The 18,472-nt window shown below is 63.5% G+C and carries 16 protein-coding genes and 1 tRNA gene; 5 read left to right on the top strand and 12 right to left on the bottom strand.

What is annotated here, in order from left to right; genetic code table 11:
- The first annotated feature begins 130 nt into the window (after positions 1–130).
- The 3 genes from QMK32_RS11295 to QMK32_RS11285 are packed head-to-tail and all read left to right on the top strand — an operon-like array spanning position 131 to position 3,062.
- Entirely contained in the window at positions 131–1,363 is a 1,233-nt protein-coding gene (locus QMK32_RS11295; RefSeq protein ID WP_283475014.1) for a cytochrome P450, read from the top strand.
- On the top strand, positions 1,360–2,397 hold the full coding sequence (locus QMK32_RS11290) for a ketoacyl-ACP synthase III family protein (RefSeq protein ID WP_283475011.1): 1,038 nt from the start codon (positions 1,360–1,362) through the stop codon (positions 2,395–2,397). The genes QMK32_RS11295 and QMK32_RS11290 overlap by 4 nt, the downstream gene beginning before the upstream one ends.
- Before the next feature lie 2 nt (positions 2,398–2,399).
- Positions 2,400–3,062: a hypothetical protein gene (locus QMK32_RS11285; protein ID WP_283475010.1), complete on the top strand. Its 663-nt coding sequence runs from the start codon at positions 2,400–2,402 to the stop codon at positions 3,060–3,062.
- Positions 3,063–3,189: 127 nt separating this feature from the next.
- On the opposite strand, the gene QMK32_RS11280 is transcribed toward QMK32_RS11285, so the two are convergent.
- The 3 genes from QMK32_RS11280 to QMK32_RS11270 all read right to left on the bottom strand — a co-directional run bounded on the left by QMK32_RS11280 (position 3,190) and on the right by QMK32_RS11270 (position 5,374).
- The gene (locus QMK32_RS11280; protein ID WP_283475008.1) at positions 3,190–4,281 is read right to left on the bottom strand and encodes a GGDEF domain-containing protein; all 1,092 of its coding nucleotides are present in this window, start codon (positions 4,279–4,281) and stop codon (positions 3,190–3,192) included.
- A 242-nt stretch (positions 4,282–4,523) separates the two neighbouring features.
- Positions 4,524–5,162: a hypothetical protein gene (locus tag QMK32_RS11275; protein ID WP_283475006.1), complete on the bottom strand. Its 639-nt coding sequence runs from the start codon at positions 5,160–5,162 to the stop codon at positions 4,524–4,526.
- Between the two features lie 139 nt (positions 5,163–5,301).
- Positions 5,302–5,374 (bottom strand) — tRNA-Asn (locus QMK32_RS11270).
- A gap of 189 nt (positions 5,375–5,563) precedes the next feature.
- Here QMK32_RS11270 and QMK32_RS11265 point away from each other — a divergent pair.
- Complete coding sequence (locus tag QMK32_RS11265) at positions 5,564–5,812, top strand: hypothetical protein (protein WP_088944798.1); 249 nt, start codon at positions 5,564–5,566, stop codon at positions 5,810–5,812.
- Here the strand turns inward: QMK32_RS11265 and dnaG are convergent, their stop codons facing one another.
- The 8 genes from dnaG to QMK32_RS11225 form a co-directional block, all read right to left on the bottom strand.
- Positions 5,813–7,744, bottom strand: coding sequence for a DNA primase (gene dnaG, locus QMK32_RS11260; RefSeq protein WP_283475002.1), 1,932 nt, complete (start codon positions 7,742–7,744; stop codon positions 5,813–5,815).
- A gap of 42 nt (positions 7,745–7,786) precedes the next feature.
- Positions 7,787–9,064: a deoxyguanosinetriphosphate triphosphohydrolase gene (locus QMK32_RS11255; protein ID WP_283475338.1), complete on the bottom strand. Its 1,278-nt coding sequence runs from the start codon at positions 9,062–9,064 to the stop codon at positions 7,787–7,789.
- A complete protein-coding gene (locus QMK32_RS11250; RefSeq protein ID WP_283475000.1) occupies positions 9,061–9,780 on the bottom strand; it encodes a YdcF family protein in 720 nt (239 codons plus the stop codon). Before QMK32_RS11250 ends, QMK32_RS11255 begins: the two co-directional genes overlap by 4 nt.
- Positions 9,781–9,897: 117 nt before the next feature.
- Positions 9,898–10,866: an oxidoreductase gene (locus QMK32_RS11245; protein ID WP_283474999.1), complete on the bottom strand. Its 969-nt coding sequence runs from the start codon at positions 10,864–10,866 to the stop codon at positions 9,898–9,900.
- A gap of 220 nt (positions 10,867–11,086) precedes the next feature.
- Positions 11,087–11,695: a response regulator transcription factor gene (locus tag QMK32_RS11240; RefSeq protein WP_283474998.1), complete on the bottom strand. Its 609-nt coding sequence runs from the start codon at positions 11,693–11,695 to the stop codon at positions 11,087–11,089.
- Positions 11,692–12,813 (bottom strand): sensor histidine kinase, encoded by a 1,122-nt coding sequence (locus tag QMK32_RS11235; protein WP_283474997.1) that lies wholly within the window; start codon positions 12,811–12,813, stop codon positions 11,692–11,694. Before QMK32_RS11235 ends, QMK32_RS11240 begins: the two co-directional genes overlap by 4 nt.
- A 43-nt stretch (positions 12,814–12,856) precedes the next feature.
- Positions 12,857–13,645, bottom strand: coding sequence for an ABC transporter permease (locus tag QMK32_RS11230; protein WP_283474995.1), 789 nt, complete (start codon positions 13,643–13,645; stop codon positions 12,857–12,859).
- The gene (locus QMK32_RS11225) at positions 13,642–14,553 is read right to left on the bottom strand and encodes an ABC transporter ATP-binding protein (RefSeq protein ID WP_283474992.1); all 912 of its coding nucleotides are present in this window, start codon (positions 14,551–14,553) and stop codon (positions 13,642–13,644) included. Before QMK32_RS11225 ends, QMK32_RS11230 begins: the two co-directional genes overlap by 4 nt.
- A 102-nt stretch (positions 14,554–14,655) precedes the next feature.
- On the opposite strand from QMK32_RS11225, the gene QMK32_RS11220 reads away from it, so the two are divergent.
- Positions 14,656–16,686 (top strand): TPM domain-containing protein, encoded by a 2,031-nt coding sequence (locus QMK32_RS11220; protein WP_283474991.1) that lies wholly within the window; start codon positions 14,656–14,658, stop codon positions 16,684–16,686.
- Between the two features lie 86 nt (positions 16,687–16,772).
- Here the strand turns inward: QMK32_RS11220 and QMK32_RS11215 are convergent, their stop codons facing one another.
- Positions 16,773–18,158: a glycine--tRNA ligase gene (locus QMK32_RS11215; RefSeq protein ID WP_136171884.1), complete on the bottom strand. Its 1,386-nt coding sequence runs from the start codon at positions 18,156–18,158 to the stop codon at positions 16,773–16,775.
- Between the last annotated feature and the right edge of the window lie 314 nt (positions 18,159–18,472).

Raw genomic sequence — 18,472 nt, 5'->3', positions numbered from 1 at the left:
GGCTCGTACACACCAGCTTAACCTTCGACGAGATCGCTTCCCACGTCCCGAAAGGCTGCTACCGCAGATGCAGAACGGAAACGACGGCGCTCGTTGCCCATACTCATACCCCTTCGAGCGGCCCTCAGCCATGGAGATCGCCTCCGAGTACAGCACCATACAAACCGATGAGGCCGTCGCTGTGGTGAATATGCCGTCGGGCGATTCCGCTTTTCTCGTCACGCGATACGAAGACGTCAAGACCGTCCTCGGTGATCGACGATTCTCCCGAGCTGCCACGTTGGCCGAAGGCGCGCCTCGGCTGGGTCCGGTTCCACAGAACTTCCCCACCCTGCTCAACATGGATCCACCCGACCACTCCCGCGTCCGCAAGATGATCAGCGGCACGTTCACCGCTCGGCGCGTGAACACGCTCGTTCCGCACATCGAACAGCACGTCTCATCGTTCCTGACGGATATGATCGTCGCCGGACCCGACGCCGACCTGATCGAGTCGTTCGCAGCAAAGCTGCCGGTACAGATCATCTGTGAGTTGCTGGGCGTCCCCATGTCGGATCGTCCGCAGTTCGGTGCCTGGTCCAGGGCATTCCTGGCGACGACGAGCAAAGAATACACACCTGAGCAGGTCAAAGAAGCGCAGGTTGCGCTGTTCACCTATCTCAATCAGCTGATCGAGACGAAGAAGGCCGATCCGCAGGGCGACATACTCTCGGAACTTGCCGTTCAAAACGCGGAAGACCCCAGAATCTCCGATCTCGAACTGGTCTTCCTCGGTGTGACCCTCCTCGTCGCCGGGCACGAAACGACCGTCAACATGATCGGCAACGGAATCTTTGCTCTGCTGCTCGAGCCCACGAAACTGGACGAGCTCAGGGACCGTCCCGAACTCATCGACACCGCCATCGAAGAGCTACTGCGCCTGTTCGGTCCCGGGACGGAAGGGTTGCTGCGCATCGCAACCGAGGACGTCGAACTGTCCGGAGTCCTGATCCCCGCCGGTAGCGCGGTCCTCCCGAGTCTCGTTGCGGCCAATCGCGACGAGGACAAGTTCGAGGACGCGCAGTCGTGCGCCCTCGATCGAGACGAGGCTCAGCATCTGTCCTTCAGCCACGGCCCCCATTTCTGCATCGGCGCTTCCCTGGCCCGCGCCGAGCTCAGGATCTCCTTCAACGAGATCCTTCGCCGCCTACCCGGCCTCGCGCTTGCCGTCGATCCCGCCGAAGTTCCTCGACCGGAGGGCCTGCTGGTGAACGGCGTCGCACGGCTGCCCATCACCTGGGACGCCGACGCCGCACGCGCATTGCACGAGAAGGACTCCCACACGTTGCTCGACTCACACACACTGCAGGAGCAGATCCGATGAAGGTCACCGACACATACATCACCGGCACCGGGCACTGGTTGCCGGAAAGCGTCACCAGTCAATGGGCCGTCGAGGCCGGGTTGTACTCCCAGGAAGATCGCGACGCCGACGGCTTCATCGGCGCCTGCATCGAAAAGGAACTCGCTCCCCCACAGATGGCCGTCAACGCCGCGCGGGACGCCATCGACAACGCCGGTATCGCCCCCACCGACATCTCTGTCGTGTTCCACAGCAGCATCTGGTTCCAGGGCGTGGACATGTGGCCGTCGGCCTCGTACGTCGCCGCTCATGCCGCCCACTCGGGAGCCAGAGCATTCGACCTCCAGCAGCAGTGCAACGTCGGACTCGGCGGCATGGAGCTTGCGTCGCAGTTGTTGACTGCGATGGAAGGCGGAAACATATTGATGACGACGGCCGACCGCTTCGGTGGCGATCGCATCGACCGGTGGAAGACCGAGAACGGCGTCGTATACGGCGACGGCGCCGGGGCGATTGTGTTGAGCCGCAACCCCGGTGCCTTCCGAATCCTCTCCACGTTCACGCAGGCGGAGAACGACTTGGAGAAGGTCGTGCGGGGACCCGAGTTCCGCGAGAACCCCGAAGCCGGGATCATCGACATCACCTCCCGATTCACTCATTTCATCGGAACCGGAGGAATGCGCGAGGCCGCCGGTCGTCTCGTATCTGCGGTGAAAAACTCGGTGGCAGGTGCCTTGGAGGACGCGGACTGCGAGATCGGCGAGATGGCCCACGTCGTCATCCCCGCTGTCGGGCGGACCAAGCTGGATTGGCAACTGCAGGAGCTCATTCCGGTCGATCTCGACAGGACCAACTGGAGCTTTGCAAGTACGACCGGCCACCTCGGATCCGGTGACCAGTTCGTCGGGCTGAGCGCGCTGCAGGCGGCCGGAACACTGAGCGACGGCGACAAGGTTCTGCTCGTCGGCGGGGGCGCCGGTTTCACCTGCACGAGTGTCGTTCTAAAGTACAGTGCTACGAACTTCGGCACCGCACCATCGACTGAGGAGAAGTAATCGTGACGTCGGCAAAAGCAGGCAGTGCACTGTGGGCGTTCGCCGCAGTCATGTTTCTCGCCTACCCGATCATGCGGCCGTACTCGACCGAGGTCGGTATGGAAGGCGCCGAGGCATTCGCGCAGACGAATTGGGTTGTCGCCCACGTGAGTGCGATGTTGGGATTCGTTGCCATCGCGCTTGCCCTCCGAAGCCTTGAACACGTCGTCGCGGCGACAGCCGGTGCAGCGACTGCAGGAACTGCCGTTGTTCTCACGTGGATCGGCGTCGGGCTGACGTTGACCTACTACGGCGCCGAGGCCTTCGCCCTCAACGCCGTCGGCGCGAAGGCGGTCTCCGACGCCGAGCCCGCGATCATGGATCTTGCGGATCCCATCAGGAACGGCGCCGTGCAGATTTCGATGTTCGGTATCGGACTGGTCCTGGTCCTTGTCGGCGGCATCTTCGCAGCCCTGGCCGTTCGACGGTCCGGCGTGCTGCCAGCCTGGTCCGGCCTGCCGATCGCAGTGGGTCTCGCACTCTTTCTGCCGCAGTTCTTTGCTAGTCCCGCGCTCCGTGTCGGCCACGGGGTCGTCATGTTCGTCGGTTGTGTCGTCATGGCCTGGGCCATGTGGAATGCGCGCACCGAACGTGTCAAGACCGATCTGGCGGCCGCCTCCCGCTGAGGACGAGCATCCGACTGTGACGGCCTCGTCTGGTTCACCGCTGCAGTGAGCGATTCGGAGATGCCATCACAGCGGGCTGCGCAGTTGGCGACACCGAGTACCTGATTCCGTTCGAACGGTTCGACCGCTACTGGGCAGTCCCACACACGTGGGCTGTCAGAGCGGGTCCATCGTCCGACTTCCTTGGGCCGAGCAAACCGGTACGCATTGCCTCGGGGTCGACCACCGATATTGATCGGGATCTGCTGCGTTTGTCGAGATACAGGTCGCTGTCGGCGCGCGCCAAGATCTCCGCAACAGGTTCACCGCTGGCAGTCGAAGATGCGACACCGACACTGACGTGCGACAGGCGTTGGCGGGTGGCCTGCACGAACGCCTCCACTACCTCATCGCGGTGCCCGGCCAACATAGCCGCGAATTCGTCCCCACCGAGCCGAGCAATGACTGTTCCCGGCGGTGCCAACCCCCTCCAAACCTGTGCCAACTCGACCAACATCGCGTCACCCACGCGGTGCCCATCTGTGTCGTTGACGGTCTTGAAGTCATCGACATCGATCGCTACCACCGTCAGGGAGTTCGGAGCTGGTGTGTGTCGCCGGATCTGCTCGGTGGGGCGCGCTTCCGAGGCCGCTATTTCCCATCCCGCTCGATTGAACACTCCCGTCAACGGATCAGTGCACGAGGCGATGATCAACTCTTTGGTCACAGCACCGAACGTTTCCGCCGCACCGACGATTGCCACCACGAACACCAAATAGCTGATGGGAAACAACGGCGCCGGTGCCCACCACACCGCCGCCAGCACACACGCAACGAGGACACCGATCAAGACACGAGCCGGACGGTTCCGATGGAATGCGCGGATGTACATCGCCACAAACATCACCGCGATCAAACACAGAAACTGTGCCGAGGTCAGGACATGGAACGCCATCACCATAGGCGAGGCGATCAATGCAGCCCCCAACGCCACCCGATGCCCCACAATGGTGCGCGGCCGCACCCATAACGCAACCAACCCCGCGACGCCGACAACGATCGCAATCACCCCACCGGTGATGTTCGCGGTAATCCGATCACCGTGCGGCAAAATCGATGCTGCCACCCCCGCCACGTACAGCATCGTCGTCAACGCCAGATACTGCTTCAACAAACGTGTCTGCAATCGCGCCAACCCATGAGCCGATCCCGGATGCAGAAAGTGATTCAACAACGGCATGTATCACAGCCTGCCAGCAACGACACTCATAATCACGGTGACCGTCGCCGATGACATCACAAAACCCCGCCACGGCGCCACGGAACTCGGGGCACATCAAAGTATCCGGACTCGCCGGTGCGGTTCACCAGCGGAGACCTGCAAACACACAGCGGTTGCGAGGCTGGTTACATCACCGGAGAGCTCTGCGAGTCGCTTCGATCAGACATCGAAGTGACTCAGCTGCTGCGACGGACCATTCACTACCTCATTTCAACCGCCCACTCAGCAAAGAAGTTTTCCAGCGTACTGACTCCGGAAGCCGGAACGGGAATCATGTTGTCCGGGAATCGCTTCAGGCTGTCGAGCATCGACGCGAGTATCGACGGATCGAAACCCGCATCAACTTCGCCGGCGCGGCTCGACAGAAGTTCTCGCTCGAAGCGCAAACGAAGTGCGTAGACGAAGTCTCGCGCTTCCGCACGGTCGAAGAGTGCGACCACTTTTCGCCCCGCGAGTTCTTCCGGCGCGAACGTAGGACCCACCACACTCGCAGTCGCAGGCATGCCCGGTACAGAATCCAGAGCTAGGTCCATCAGCAAATCTTCATCACCGTGAACAAAGCAGGCGGCAGAAGGTCTCAACGTTCTGAATACGCTCGATCCGCCGGCCGAGGCCGATGGCAACAGCTTCGAATTCATCCCTCGCGACACGCACTTCACCACCCAGCCCTGCTGGTGAAGAAGTCCAAATCCCCGCGTCGGACGGACAGACAGATTTTGCGCTACCAAAGTTGCTCCGCCTGCCAGCAGAAAGCCACCACTGGCCGGCAGCGTGAAGAACAACCGCGCTATGCGAACCTGGAAGGCAGTGGGCATCCCGCTATCTCCCGGATCGCTCATGCGAAGACGACGGATCCCAGGTCGCCGCCACGACCCGAACGCAGGTGGACTCCCGACCGTCCGACTCTTTCTGGAAGTGTTTGGGCACGAAAAAGACCCTCTGTCCCGCACGTGCGTGCAGGTCAGAGGGTCTCTTGCGCTCCCCCGGCTGGACTCGAACCAGCAACCGTCCGATTAACAGTCGGAAGCTCTGCCAATTGAGCTACAGGGGATTACTTCACGGCGTCACACTCTCGTGTGCGCCGAGAGAAACCATAGCGCACACCCCCATGGGAGTACCAAATCGCCCTGGTGGAGCTGAGTCAGGCAGGATGGTGGAACGCGCGTAGAGGTAGGTGGAGGGTCGCCTACGTCAATGATCGCCAAACACTGATGACCAGCAACACTGTGGGAGGACTTTGATGATCCGTTTGGTTCTGGCTGCTGGAGCGGCGTACGTACTCGGAGCCAAGGCTGGTCGTGGTCGCTACGAGCAGATCCGTAAGACCGCTGCGGCCGTCGCCGGCAGTCCGGCTACGAAGAAGGTTCTCGATGTGAGCAGGCAGAAGCTGTCGGACTCGTTGAATACGCAGCCGAAGCTCGAGCCCATGAAGACGATCGACGACGAATCGCAGCTGTACATCCCGCAGGATCAGCTCCGCAGGAAGTAGCTAGCCGGCGGCTGAATCGTCCTCCACGTTGCCGATGGCCTGTTCGAGCAGGCTTCGCCGGTACTGTTCGAGGGCGATGACGTCGCCGAGCAGTGCGTAGTACTCGTCCGGGTTGTCCTGCGGTGACATCCGCTGCATTTTCGATTTGAGTTCGGCAACCTGCTCACCGACCCACACTTCCTGCAAGCGAGCCATCACGCCGTTCGTGTAGCGGGTCAGTGCGATGTCGGCGACGGGTATGTGTTCGACGGCCAACTCCATGACGAGTGACTGCACGACCGGGCTCTCCGCGCGTTTGGCGACGGCGTCGACCCATTCCCCTCCGCCGAGCCCCGCAGCGGTGCCGCCCGCGGCTGTGACGGCCGCGCTGACGGCCGCGTAGGCGGGGTGTGTGAATGTCTCCGGGGGCAACGAATCGAACACGGAGCCGGCGATCGACGGGTTCTGCAGCGCCGACTTGAGGGCTTCGCGCTGCGGCCACAGCGCGGGATCTCGCGGTTGCGGTCGCGGTGGGCCGGCCGGTGTCTCCGGCTTCGGCTCCTGACGCTTCTCGAACGGCACACGCTTGCTGTTGGCGTCTCCGCCGCCCCGAGCGATCCTCTTGGCTTCGTCCCGCACCCTGGCGAGCACCATCGCGGTGTCGTCCCAGCCGGTCCACCCGGCGAGCTGGCGGGCGTACTCGTCACGCAAGGAGCCGTCTTTGATGCGGGCAACAACGGGAACCGTCCGCTTCAAAGCTTCGACGCGGCCCTCGGGGGTATCCAGATCATGTTCGCTCAGCAGCGATTTGACGACGAACGCAAACATCGGTGTCCGACGCGCCACCAGATCGCGCACTGCAGGATCGCCGGATTTCTGGCGTAACTCGCAGGGATCCATCCCGTCTGGGGCGATGGCGACGAAGGTTTGCCCGGCGATCTTCTGATCGCCTTCGAAGGCTTTCATCGCGGCCGCTTTTCCTGCTGCGTCGCCGTCGAAGGTGTAGATGACCTCGCCGCGAAAGTAGCTGTCGTCCATCATGAGTCGACGCAGCATCGCCAGGTGATCTTCACCGAATGCAGTGCCGCACGACGCGACGGCGGTCTTGACGCCGGCCAGGTGCATGGCCATGACGTCGGTGTAGCCCTCGACGATGACGGCCTGGTGCGACTTGGCGATGTCTTTGCGTGCCATGTCCAGACCGAACAGCACCTGAGACTTCTTGTACAGCATGGTTTCCGGGGTGTTGATGTATTTGCCGGGCATGGTGTCGTCGTCGAAGAGTTTTCGTGCGCCGAAGCCGATGACGTCGCCGCTCTGACTGCGGATCGGCCAAACCAGGCGGCGGCGGAATCGGTCGATCGGGGTGCCGCGCTTGCCTGGCGTGGCCAAGCCTGCGTCGATGATTTCTTTGGCCTCGAAACCTTTGCTCAGCAGATGCTTGGTGAGGGTGTCCCACCCGTCGGGCGCGTATCCACACCCATAGGTGAGTGCGGCTTGCCCGTCGAAGTCGCGTTCGGTGAGGTAGTCCTGCGCCGCCTGCGCGTCGGGCTCGCGGAGCCGTGCAGCGTAGAACTCCTGAGCGGCAGCGTTGGCCGCGATCAGCCGCGCGCGTGTGCCGCGATCCCGCTGAACCGACGGCCCGCCACCTTCGTAGGTGATGGAGTAGTTCAGCCGGTCTGCGAGCTGCTCGACGGCTTCCACGAAGGAAATGTGCTCGATCTTCTGTAGGAACGAGTAGGCGTCACCGCCCTCACCGCAGCCGAAGCAGTGATAATGCCCGTGGTTGGGGCGCACGTGGAACGACGGTGACTTCTCGTCGTGGAACGGGCACAGCCCCTTCATGGAGTCGCCGCCCGCGCGCTTGAGCGAGACGTAGTCACCGACCACGTCCTCGATTCGAGTGCGTTCGCGGATGGCGGCTATGTCTCGTTCAGGAATTCGGCCGGCCACACCGGGCAGTCTAGTACCGCGCACCGGCTGCGAAGAATCAGATCAGCCCCAACTGGCCTGAGCTCCCAGGCTGCGCTTGTCGATCCGCTCGAGCCGACTTTCGGTATACGACGCAATTTGATCGACGACCACTCGAGTGCGCTGCGCGTCGTCCTGGGCGCGGTTCCATGCCGGTACGAGAATCGGGTCCAACTCCCCCGGCGCCGAGCGCAACAACCATTGCGCGACGCGGTGGATTCGTTCCCGCTGCCGTTCCTGACGCATCTTGTGGCCGGCGTCGGACATCACGTACCGCAACGCCATCGTCTTCAGGAGCGCCACCTCAGAAGCGACGACGGCGGGGATGACCAGATCGGCGTCGTACCGCGACAGTGACCCGCTGCCCCACTTGTCGCGGGTGCCGTTGATCGCAGCGGTCGCGAATCGCCCGACCAGTTCGCTCGTGAGGTGCTTGAGCTTCACCGACGCTTCGAGTGTCCCGTCGAACCGACCGGCCGTCACGACAACCGGCATGCGCGAGAGTCGATCCGCAGCCTCGATCAGCTCGGCTGCGTCGAGACCACGGAATTCCCTGATGCCGAGTTCGGCCAATGCGCGCTGTTCGGAACGATCGCCGAGTGCTCTGAGGTCGATTCTGGCGCCGATCACGCCGTCTTCGACATCGTGGACCGAGTACGCGACGTCGTCGGCCCAGTCCATCGACTGGGCCTCGAGGCACTTGCGCCGGTTCGGTGCCCCCGCTCGAACCCAATCGAGGATCCAGCCGTCGTCCTCGTACGCGCCGAACTTTGCTCCGGGCGAGGGCCGCAGCCACGGATATTTGATCGCCGCATCGAGAGATGCGCGAGTGAGATTGAGGCCGACGCTGGTGCCGTCGGCGTCGAGGGTCTTCGGTTCCAGACCGGTAAGGATTCGTAGGTTCTGCGCATTGCCCTCGAACCCGCCGCAGTTCTCGGCGACCTCGTCGAGCGCTCTCTCCCCGTTGTGCCCGTACGGCGGGTGACCGATGTCGTGTGCGAGCCCCGCCAGGTCCACCAGGTCCGGATCGGCGCCGAGTCCTTCGGCGATGCTGCGCCCGATCTGCGCCACCTCGAGCGAATGCGTCAATCGAGTACGCGGGGTATCTCCGTCACGCGGCCCGGTGACCTGAGTTTTGTCGGCCAACCTCCGCAGCGCGGCGCTGTGCAGTACTCGTGCTCGGTCGCGCGCGAACGCGCTGCGGTGGGATGCATTCTCCTGACCACCGTCGAGCCCTGCCGTCTTACGCGGTTCCGCGACGAACCGTTCGAGGTCGTGATCGGTGTAGCCACTCACCGCTATTGCCCTGCCGTGTAGGAGAAGTCGGCGGTGAAGTGGGTGAGCTGATACCACAGCAGTGCGCCGGTCTCGCGAGCAATTCCGTGGGCCTGCGATTCCCTGGTGTACACCGCAGGGCCCGTCCTCGTCGGCGAGGTCCATGCGTCGAGGCCTGCATCCCTGGCCATCGTGCGAGTGCGCAACGAATGCCACGGGTCACTGACCAGCACCACGGACGATCTTCCCTGCTCGCGGAGAGTATCGCTGACCGCCTCGATGCTTTCGAGAGTGTCCGAACCCTCCTCGACAGCAGTGATCTTGTCCGCGGGTACACCTTGTTCGATCAGATAGTTGCGCCCCGACGCGGCCTCGGTGAACAGGTCACCTTCCTGCTTGCCGCCGACGGTGACGATCTCGGGTGCCACACCCTGTTCGTACAGGGAGGCGGCCTGATCGAGGCGTGCCTCGAACACAGTCGACGGAGTACCCGAATACTGGGCCGCACCGAGAACCACGATCGCCTCGGCCGGGGAATTGTCGTCGATCCGCGCCACTTGCCAGACTCGAACGGCCGTGCCGCCGACGACGAGGAGACCCATCAGCACGACGCCCAGGATGAGCCGCGTCGTCCATCGTCTGAGCGTGCCGAAGAAGCCGAGCCGGTCCGGGACGGCTTCGTAGGTCTCGTAGGGATCCCCTTGAGGTTCGCCGTACCGATCGCGGTCGAGAGTCGAGTTCACTCCTCGAGTTTGCCAGCCTCACGCGCCTGCGGTCGCCGAGGCCTCACAACCAGCGGCGTTCCTCCGGGTTATCAGCTGAGGTACTGCCTTGCCCCCGGGTCGGCTCCTGTCTCGCGGTCAGGCGAGAGCGTCGAGGCCGGTGAGTTCGGCGGAGAGCGCCCACAACCGGGCGGCCTGCTCAGGGTCGGTCGCCCAGGGGTGCACGCCGGAGGGGGACTGGTCGTCCGGCGACGGGGCCGCGATGTCGACGTCGTCGAGGTAGACCCCACCCAGCCCGACCAACTGAGGGGAGGTCGCGGCCCAGGTCGCGGTGGCCGCACCGGCCTCGGGCGACTTGAACACGTCAGTCATCAGGGGGGTGCCCTCCTGATCGATCCACCCACGTTCGACCATGTCGGCCTTCGGCATGTGCCGTTGCAGCGGGGTGAGAATGCCGCCGGGGTTCACCGCGAAGGCTTGGAACCCGTGGGATTTGGCAAGCGAATTCAGGTGGACGGCCAAGAGCACGGCGGCGGTCTTCGACTGGCCGTAAGCCAGCCAGGGGTCGTAGGCTTCACGCTCGAACATCACGTCGTCCCAGCGGATGCCGGAAAGGGCATGCGCCGACGATGACAGCGCGACGACACGGGCGCCGCCCGCCGCGCGAGCAAGAGCGGGCCAGAGCCGGTTCAACAGCGCGTAGTGGCCGAGGTGGTTGGTAGCGAACTGTGCTTCCCACCCGTTCTCGACCCGGGTCTCGGGGCAGGCCATCACGCCAGCGTTGTTGATCATCATGTCGACCGCACGGTCGGTGGCCAGGAAACGCTCGGCGAACCCTTGCACGCTCGCTTGGTCGGCCAGGTCGAGCTCATCGACCTCGACCCCCTCGATCCCGGCCAGTTCCGCAGCCGCCACCTCGGCCCGCCGCGCCGGCACGACCACCCGGGCGCCCGCCTTGGCGAGCGCCCGGGTGGTCTCGATGCCGATGCCGGAATAGCCGCCGGTGACGATCGCGAGCCGGCCGGTGAGGTCGAGGCCGACGAGTACCTCGTCGGCGGTGGTCTGGTGGCCGAAGCCGGAGCCGAGCGGAGCCTGGGGTGTGGTCATTCCGCGACGGTACAACTTAGAGCGCACTCCGTGGCAAGCCTGCGGGGTACGAAGTCACGAAAAGTCAGGACACCAGCACGTCGAAGGCTGCTAGGAGCCGTCGCGGTAGCGAGGTCGCAGGCAGCACCTCGAAGGCCGATGAACGACCGATACTGTCGCACTCTCCGCACTGCCACTCGAAATGCTAGTTGCTCGCGCGCACTCAATGCTCGTCGAGACCTCACAACCAGCCACGATCGAGAGCGATATGAACTGCTTCGGCGCGTGTGCTCGTGCCGGTCTTGCCGATGGCTGCGGATAGATGATTACGCACTGTGCCCTCGGACAGGTGCAACGTTTGTGCTACCCGGGCTGCCGTGCCCCCTGCTGCCGCTTCTCTGAGCACTTGCTGCTCACGGGCCGTCAACGGCGACACCCCGGCCGTCAGTGTCTCCGTGGCCAGCGTCGGGTCGACGACGCGGAGTCCCATGTTCACGCGCCGGACCGCATCGGCGAGCTGACGAGCCGGGGTGTCCTTGACCACGAATCCGTCGGCGCCTGCGTCGAGGGCGCGCCGCAGATAACCGGGTCGGCCGAAGGTTGTGACGATCAACACTCGACACGAGGGCACGTGAGTGCGCAGTTCCGCGGTGGCAGCGATCCCGTCGATACCCGGCATTTCCACATCGAGGAGCGCAACGTCGGGTGTGTGTTGCAGCGCCGCGGCAACGACCTGATCGCCGCGGCCGACTTCGGCCACCACCTCGAGGTCGGATTCGAGCTCGAGTAGGGCCGCCAGAGCTCCGCGCACCAACGCTTGATCGTCGGCGAGCAACAGTCGAATTGTCATTGCGACATCACTTCCACGCGAAAACCACCGGATTCTCCGCTGCCGAGCACGAGTGTGGCGTTGGCAGCTTTCACTCGTTCACCGAGACCGCGAAGACCATTGCCCCCGGAGTCCGCATTGGTAGCCATCCCGCGGCCGTCGTCGGACACGACGATCGACGTCGGATCGAGTGCGACGAAGCATCGTCGCGCACCACTGTGCCTGATGACGTTGGTGACACCCTCACGCAATGCCCAACCGAACAGTTCACGGTTTCGCAGAGGGACATCGTCGGCGTCGGCAGGCAGGTCCGCTCCGATCCCCGCGGCGTCGAGCGCCGATCGTGCATTGCCGAGCTCCACCGCGATGTCCACGCGCCGAGCACCACTGACCGTGCTGCGCACATCGCCGAGAGCCTCCCGTGCGAGTGCTTCGACCTGTGCGATCTCGACGGCGGCTCGCGCAGGGTCGAGGTCGATCAGACGTCCGGCGAGTTCGGCTTTGACGGTGATCACGGTGAGTGAGTGTCCGAGGATGTCGTGGACATCGCGCCCCATTCGTTCGCGTTCGGCTACGACGGCGAGGTCCGCCAATTGTTGTCGGGCTTCGGCAAGTTCGTGGTTTCGGCGGAAGATCTGCGTAATACCCCAGGCGGCAAGGGCACTCACGATGAGTTGGAACCCGAAGAAGCTGTCAGGTTCCCAGTCCGGCACGAATCGCGGCAGTAGTTCGACAGCTGCGAGCATCGCAGCAACGAGCGTGACCGACTGAATCGAAGGCAGGATCATCACAGCAAGAACTGCGATGTAGATGGTCAGACCGAAGGCGGTCGTCCCCAGCATCAGCGAGAGCAGGGCCGTGATCGCCAGCATCGAGGCGAGTGAACTCCAAGCCAGCGCCGAGGACATCGGCCGATCGTGGCGGTGTCCGTGCCGAAATGCCCAGAACGTACCGAGAAAGAGCAGCGCGAACCCGACCACGAGTGCCAGCCCAGCTATCCGAGCGAACCACGAGGGCTTGGCGAGTACCTCGCCGATGGGATAGGCGAGGTAGATCAACCACGCCGCAGCGAAGATCGGGCCGAACCGCCAGAAGTGGTCGCCACCCTCCTGCGCCTGTGGATCGATCTGCTCACTCATGCTGCCTACGTTATCGGTGTCGGCAGCATGAGTAAGCGAAGAATCAGACACGTTGGGTATCGCGACGGAACAGCACGGCGGCACCGAAGATGAATACGCCTGCCCACACGGCGAGATTGAGCACGGCCACCGCGAGGGTAGCGGCGCTGGGATCGGTGAAGGGAGCGCGTGCCACCGTGGCGAGCCCGTAGAGCGGGGTGAATTTGGAGACGAAAGGGAACCAGCCGCTGTCGGCCAGCGGCACGAAGAGCCCGCCTGCGAACGCGAGAACGGCGAGAACTGGGCCGAGTACCTGCATGACGTTCTCGGACGGCAGGAGATATCCCATGAACAATCCGAAGGCCGCGAAGACCGAACTACCGAGCCATGCAATGACGCCCGTCGAGATCCACACCCAGATCGGCATATCGGCGCCGAAGACGGAAGCTACCGCGAACACGACGACGATGGAGGCAAGTCCCATGGTCATCGCCACTGCCATCTTGGTGACGATGTAGGCGACCGGCTTGAACGGGGTCAAACGAAGTTGTCGACTCCATCCCTGTGCACGTTCGACGGACACCATTGCGCCCCCGCTGGTAGCGGCGAGCATTGCCCCGTAGACCGCCATGCTGATGGCGATGAACGCGGTGACGTTGCCGTGTGCGAACGCGTAGTTCGACGAGTAATCCGACGCGGTCCCGAAGATGACGAAGAACACCGGCGGCATGACGAGGGTGAACAGCACCGTCCGACGGTTACGAATCAATCTCTTGATCTCCAGGCCGAGGAAGGTGGGGCTGAATCCACCGAGCTTCAGGGTCGGACGTGAAGTCGTGTGTGTTGCAGTCATATCGAACTCCCTGCGAGATCCGATGGATGGTCGGTGGTCAGTGCGAGAAATGCGTCTTCGAGTCCCCGAGAAACAATTTCGAGGTCGACGGCGTCGATGCCGAGTAAATAGCGCGCGACGGCGTCCGAGTCCTGTCCGTGGACGATCACTCGATCTCCCCGCGTTTCCACCCGGTCGACCCCCGGAAGGGCCAGGAGTGCTCGCTGGTCGACGTCGACTGCCGTGGCAGACACGGTGCGACCCGAGGCCAGGTTCTTGACCTCCGCGGCACTGCCGTCGGCGACGATCCGCCCGTGGCGAAGCAGCACGATGCGATCTGCATAGGCATCGGCCTCGTCGAGATAGTGGGTAGCGAAGAGAACGGTGCGCCCGCTTCGCGCATCGGAGCGAATGGCGTTCCAGAAATCACGTCGCCCCTCCACATCCATCCCGGTCGTGGGCTCGTCGAGAACGAGCAGATCAGGCTCGGGCAGAAGTGCCAACGCGAACCGCAGGCGTTGCTGCTCACCGCCCGAACACTTCGCGACACGCCGATCGGCGATGGCGGTGATTCCGGCGCGTTCGATGACCTCGTCGACCGGTTGTGTCCGCGGAAACAATGCAGCGGTGAGCCGGACCGTTTCGCGCACCGTGAGGTCTCTGAGCAGACCGCCGGACTGCATCACGGCCGAGACCCGCCCCGCGCTGATCGCGTCTGCGGGTGTCTCGCCGAAGATGCTCACCGTCCCGGAGTCCGGTCGCACCAAACCGAGCATCATGTCGATGGTGGTCGTCTTCCCTGCGCCGTTGGGGCCGAGGAAGGCCACCACTTCCCCCGGCTCGATGCGCAGACTCACATCCGCGACGGCTCGGACATTTCCGAAAGATTTGCTCAGGTGGTCCAGATGCACCGAAGGTGTCGTTGTCATGAGATCAACACTGCTCGCGTCGAGGGCGTCGAACCCCTTCCGTGCGTCATGTTCTCGGCATGACATGTGTCATGGGTTGCCCTCCCGGTAAGTTCGGTACCTATGGCAGTCGATCAGGCAGAGCACCGACCCGCGTTCATTGCGGTCCGGAGAGTTCTCGCATACAGCGCACTCACCACCGTCCTGGGATTCACCGCTTTACTCGGCCCCGCCGGGACCGCCTCGGCCGAACCGCCGTCGCGCCTCGACACGCAGATCACCGACGAAGTGCAGGTGCTCGACGAGCAGAGCACCGGAGATATTCAGGCCGCGATCGACGATCTCTACGACAACAGCCGTATCCGACTCTGGGTTACTTTCGTCTCCGATTTCGACAACTTGTCCTCCGAGAGCTGGGCAGAACAGACGTACACCGCGAGCGATTTCGGGCAGCGGGACGTACTTCTTGCTGTAGCGACGGACGGTCGGGCGTACTACCTCGGCGTCGACAAGTCCTTGACGGAGATCACCGCGGCGGAGCAAGAGTCGATCCGCGTCGATCAGATCGAGCCGGCGTTGGCACAGCGAGATTGGTCCGGTGCGGCCATCTCCACCGCAGGAAGCCTCGACGAGGCCTACACCTCCTCCGGCTCGGACGGGTCCGGTACACCGTGGCTGATCGGCGCGGGCGCAGTACTCGTCGCCGGCGGCGGAGCCGTCGCCTACTCCTCTCGCCGAAAGAGGAAGCTGCACAAGGCGAGCATCGAAGCTGCGCACACCATCGATCCGACCGATACTGCGGCACTCAGCGCGCTTCCGCTCGATGTACTCGATGCTCGCGCCCATTCGATGCTCGTGGAGACGGACAACGCCGTGCGCGCAAGCAAGGAAGAGTTGACCATCGCACGATCGGAGTTCGGCGATCGAACTGCAGCGCCCTTCATCAGTGCATACCAGGAAGCAAAGAAAGCACTCGCGTCCGCATTCGAAATGCGGCAGCGTCTCGACGACGCCATTCCGGAAACGCCGGATCAACGACGCTCCATGCTCATTCACATCATTTCCTCGTGCGGCCGAGCCGATCACGAACTCGACTCTCGCGTAGCGGAATTCGAATCGATGCGAGATCTGCTCATCAATGCCGGATCGAAGCTGGATTCCCTGACGCAGACCGTCGTCGGCTTGACTGTCCGAATCCCCGAGTCTCAGCAGATTCTCGAACAATTGCGCACCGAATTTGCGCCGGCAGCGCTCGCATCGATCGAAGCGAACGTCGATATGGCTCGCGAGGCAATCGAACTCGCCGAGTCGAACATCGCCGTCGGCCGAGAGGCAGCTGCACGACCCGCGGGCAAGCAGGGTGAACTGGTCTCCGCCGTCCGAACCGCAGAAAAGGCAGCCGAACACGCACGCGTCTTGCTCGACGCAGTCGACCACGCGCAGAGCGATATCCGTAATGCGATAGCGACGCTTCCGGCCGCCATCGAAGAGGTGCGTAAAGACATCGCCGATGCTGCAACGCTCAGTCGGCACGGTGGGCCCGATTTGGACAAGACGCGCGCGGCGGCCGAACAGGCACTGCGCAACGCCGAGGCGTCCCAGGCATCGGATCCGCTCGGAAGCTACAACCAACTCGTTGCTGCAGATCAACAACTGGACGCAACGATCGAAGACGCGACCGAGGTGAAGGAGCAGGAGGAGCTTATGCGCGCCCGACTCGCGCGTGACATCGGCGGAGCTCAGTCGCAGATCACCGCCGCCAAGGACTACATATCGACCAGGCGCGGCGGCGTCGGAGCCGAAGCGCGAACCCGCCTCGCCGAGTCGGAACGTCATTTCGAGGCTGCTCGCCAGCTGGAGTCCTCGGACCCGGCGAAGGCGCTCCAGCATGCTCAGGCCGCAGCACAATTGGCCACGCAGGCATCTCAGAGCGCGCAGGCCGACGTCCGAGACTGGGAAGATCGCAATCGCCCACGCGGCGGCGGTGGCGGTGGGAATGTGGCCGGCGCGGTCCTCGGCGGAATCCTCATCAACAGCGTCCTACGCGGCGGGGGCGGCGGCTTCGGCGGAGGCGGAGGCTTCGGCGGCGGCGGAGGCTTCGGGGGCGGTGGCGGAGGAGGCGGAGGTTTCGGTGGCGGCGGCGGCCGGTTCTAGGCGGGTGCGCGCGTCCGGTCGGTGAGAAATTCGAACCTGTGTCGAGGTGACCGAACACGACGTTCGGGCACCTCGACTCGGGCGTTCTAGGCTCCGAGCAACCGCTGCGCGAGGTAGCCCTCGACCTGATCGAGAGCGACCCGCTCCTGCGCCATCGTGTCGCGCTCGCGGATGGTGACGGCATGGTCGTCGAGGGTGTCGAAGTCGACGGTGATGCAGAACGGCGTACCGATCTCGTCCTGGCGACGATATCGACGGCCGATGGCTCCGGCGTCGTCGAATTCCACGTTCCAGTACTGACGCAATTGCTGTGCCAGATCCTTCGCCTTCGGCGTCAGATCGGCATTACGCGAGAGCGGCAGGACGGCAACCTTGACCGGCGCGAGGCGGCGGTCGAGCTTGAGTACGACGCGCTTGTCGACGCCGCCCTTGGCGTTGGGTGCCTCGTCCTCGGAGTACGCGTCGACGAGGAATGCCATCAGCGAACGAGTCAGACCGGCCGCCGGCTCGATGACGTACGGCGTGTAGCGGGTGTCGGTGGCCTGCTCGTAGTAGCTCAAGTCCTGGCCGGATACCTTCGAGTGCACCGAGAGGTCGTAGTCGGTGCGGTTGGCAACGCCCTCGAGCTCGCCCCAGGCGCTTCCCTGGAAGCCGAAGCGGTACTCGATGTCGACGGTGCGCTTGGAGTAGTGCGAGAGCTTCTCCTTGGCATGCTCGTACAGGCGCAGGTTCTCCGGGTCGATACCGAGGTCGGTGTACCACTTCATGCGGTAGTCGATCCAGTACTCGTGCCACTCTTCGTCCTCGCCGGGCTTGACGAAGAATTCCATCTCCATCTGCTCGAACTCGCGAGTGCGGAAGATGAAGTTTCCGGGGGTGATTTCGTTGCGGAAGCTCTTGCCGATCTGGCCGATGCCGAACGGTGGCTTCTTGCGGGATGTCGTCAGCACGTTGGCGAAGTTCACGAAGATGCCTTGAGCGGTTTCGGGCCGCAGGTAGTGCAGCCCTTCCTCGTTGTCGACCGGTCCGAGGAACGTCTTGAGCAGGCCGGAGAACGCGCGCGGTTCTGTCCATTGGCCCGGGTCGCCGGTCTCGGGATCGCGGATATCGGCTAGGCCGTTCTCCGGCGGATGCCCGTGCTTCTCCTCGTACGCTTCGAGAAGGTGATCGGCGCGGTAGCGCTTGTGGGTGATCAGCGATTCGACGAGCGGGTCACTGAAAGTCTCGACGTGACCCGACGCTTCCCAGACCTGACGCGGCAGAATGACCGAAGAGTCGAGGCCGACGGTGTCTTCGCGGCTGGTGACCATGTTTCGCCACCACTGCTTCTTGATGTTCTCTTTGAGCTCGACGCCCAGCGGGCCGTAGTCCCAGGCAGACTTGGTACCGCCGTAGATCTCGCCGCAGGGGTATACGAGACCTCGACGCTTGGCGAGGTTGGCGACGGTGTCGACTTTGGACTTGGGTGCCACTGGCGGAGCTCTCCATCTTCGGTGTTCGAGGGGGTCGTTGCAGGCGCTTGGCCTCGCGCCAGCCTATCGGTCGGGCGGCGTATCTCCGAACGGTCCCCATTTGGTTTGACATGCATACTCCTGCATATCAAAATGGAAGTGATTTGCATTAACACCAAGTGCGTGGGCCTGACACCGACGAAAGACGTTCGAAACGTAGGGAGATCCTCTTGGCAACGATAGAGACGAACCCGTCCCACCGGAGCGGTGATGCTGCCGACGATTCCCCATCTCAGGCTCTCGACGACCATTCCCACGACCCGTTCGCATCTTCT

It is taken from the genome of Rhodococcus sp. H29-C3, from assembly GCF_030063405.1.
Lineage (GTDB): Bacteria > Actinomycetota > Actinomycetes > Mycobacteriales > Mycobacteriaceae > Rhodococcoides.
The sequence above is the reverse complement of the archived record's forward strand: the minus strand, read 5'-3'. Positions and strand labels throughout refer to the sequence as shown.

What these genes read in the sequence shown, in the direction of transcription:
- QMK32_RS11245 (WP_283474999.1), bottom strand. Translation starts at nt 10,866, where the DNA reads ATGACCACACCCCAGGCTCCGCTCGGCTCCGGCTTCGGCCACCAGACC.
- QMK32_RS11265 (WP_088944798.1), top strand. Translation starts at nt 5,564, where the DNA reads ATGATCCGTTTGGTTCTGGCTGCTGGAGCGGCGTACGTACTCGGAGCC.
- QMK32_RS11230 (WP_283474995.1), bottom strand. Translation starts at nt 13,645, where the DNA reads ATGACTGCAACACACACGACTTCACGTCCGACCCTGAAGCTCGGTGGA.
- QMK32_RS11295 (WP_283475014.1), top strand. Translation starts at nt 131, where the DNA reads ATGGAGATCGCCTCCGAGTACAGCACCATACAAACCGATGAGGCCGTC.
- QMK32_RS11290 (WP_283475011.1), top strand. Translation starts at nt 1,360, where the DNA reads ATGAAGGTCACCGACACATACATCACCGGCACCGGGCACTGGTTGCCG.
- QMK32_RS11275 (WP_283475006.1), bottom strand. Translation starts at nt 5,162, where the DNA reads ATGAGCGATCCGGGAGATAGCGGGATGCCCACTGCCTTCCAGGTTCGC.
- QMK32_RS11280 (WP_283475008.1), bottom strand. Translation starts at nt 4,281, where the DNA reads ATGCCGTTGTTGAATCACTTTCTGCATCCGGGATCGGCTCATGGGTTG.
- QMK32_RS11220 (WP_283474991.1), top strand. Translation starts at nt 14,656, where the DNA reads ATGGCAGTCGATCAGGCAGAGCACCGACCCGCGTTCATTGCGGTCCGG.
- QMK32_RS11240 (WP_283474998.1), bottom strand. Translation starts at nt 11,695, where the DNA reads ATGACAATTCGACTGTTGCTCGCCGACGATCAAGCGTTGGTGCGCGGA.
- QMK32_RS11235 (WP_283474997.1), bottom strand. Translation starts at nt 12,813, where the DNA reads ATGAGTGAGCAGATCGATCCACAGGCGCAGGAGGGTGGCGACCACTTC.
- QMK32_RS11225 (WP_283474992.1), bottom strand. Translation starts at nt 14,553, where the DNA reads ATGACAACGACACCTTCGGTGCATCTGGACCACCTGAGCAAATCTTTC.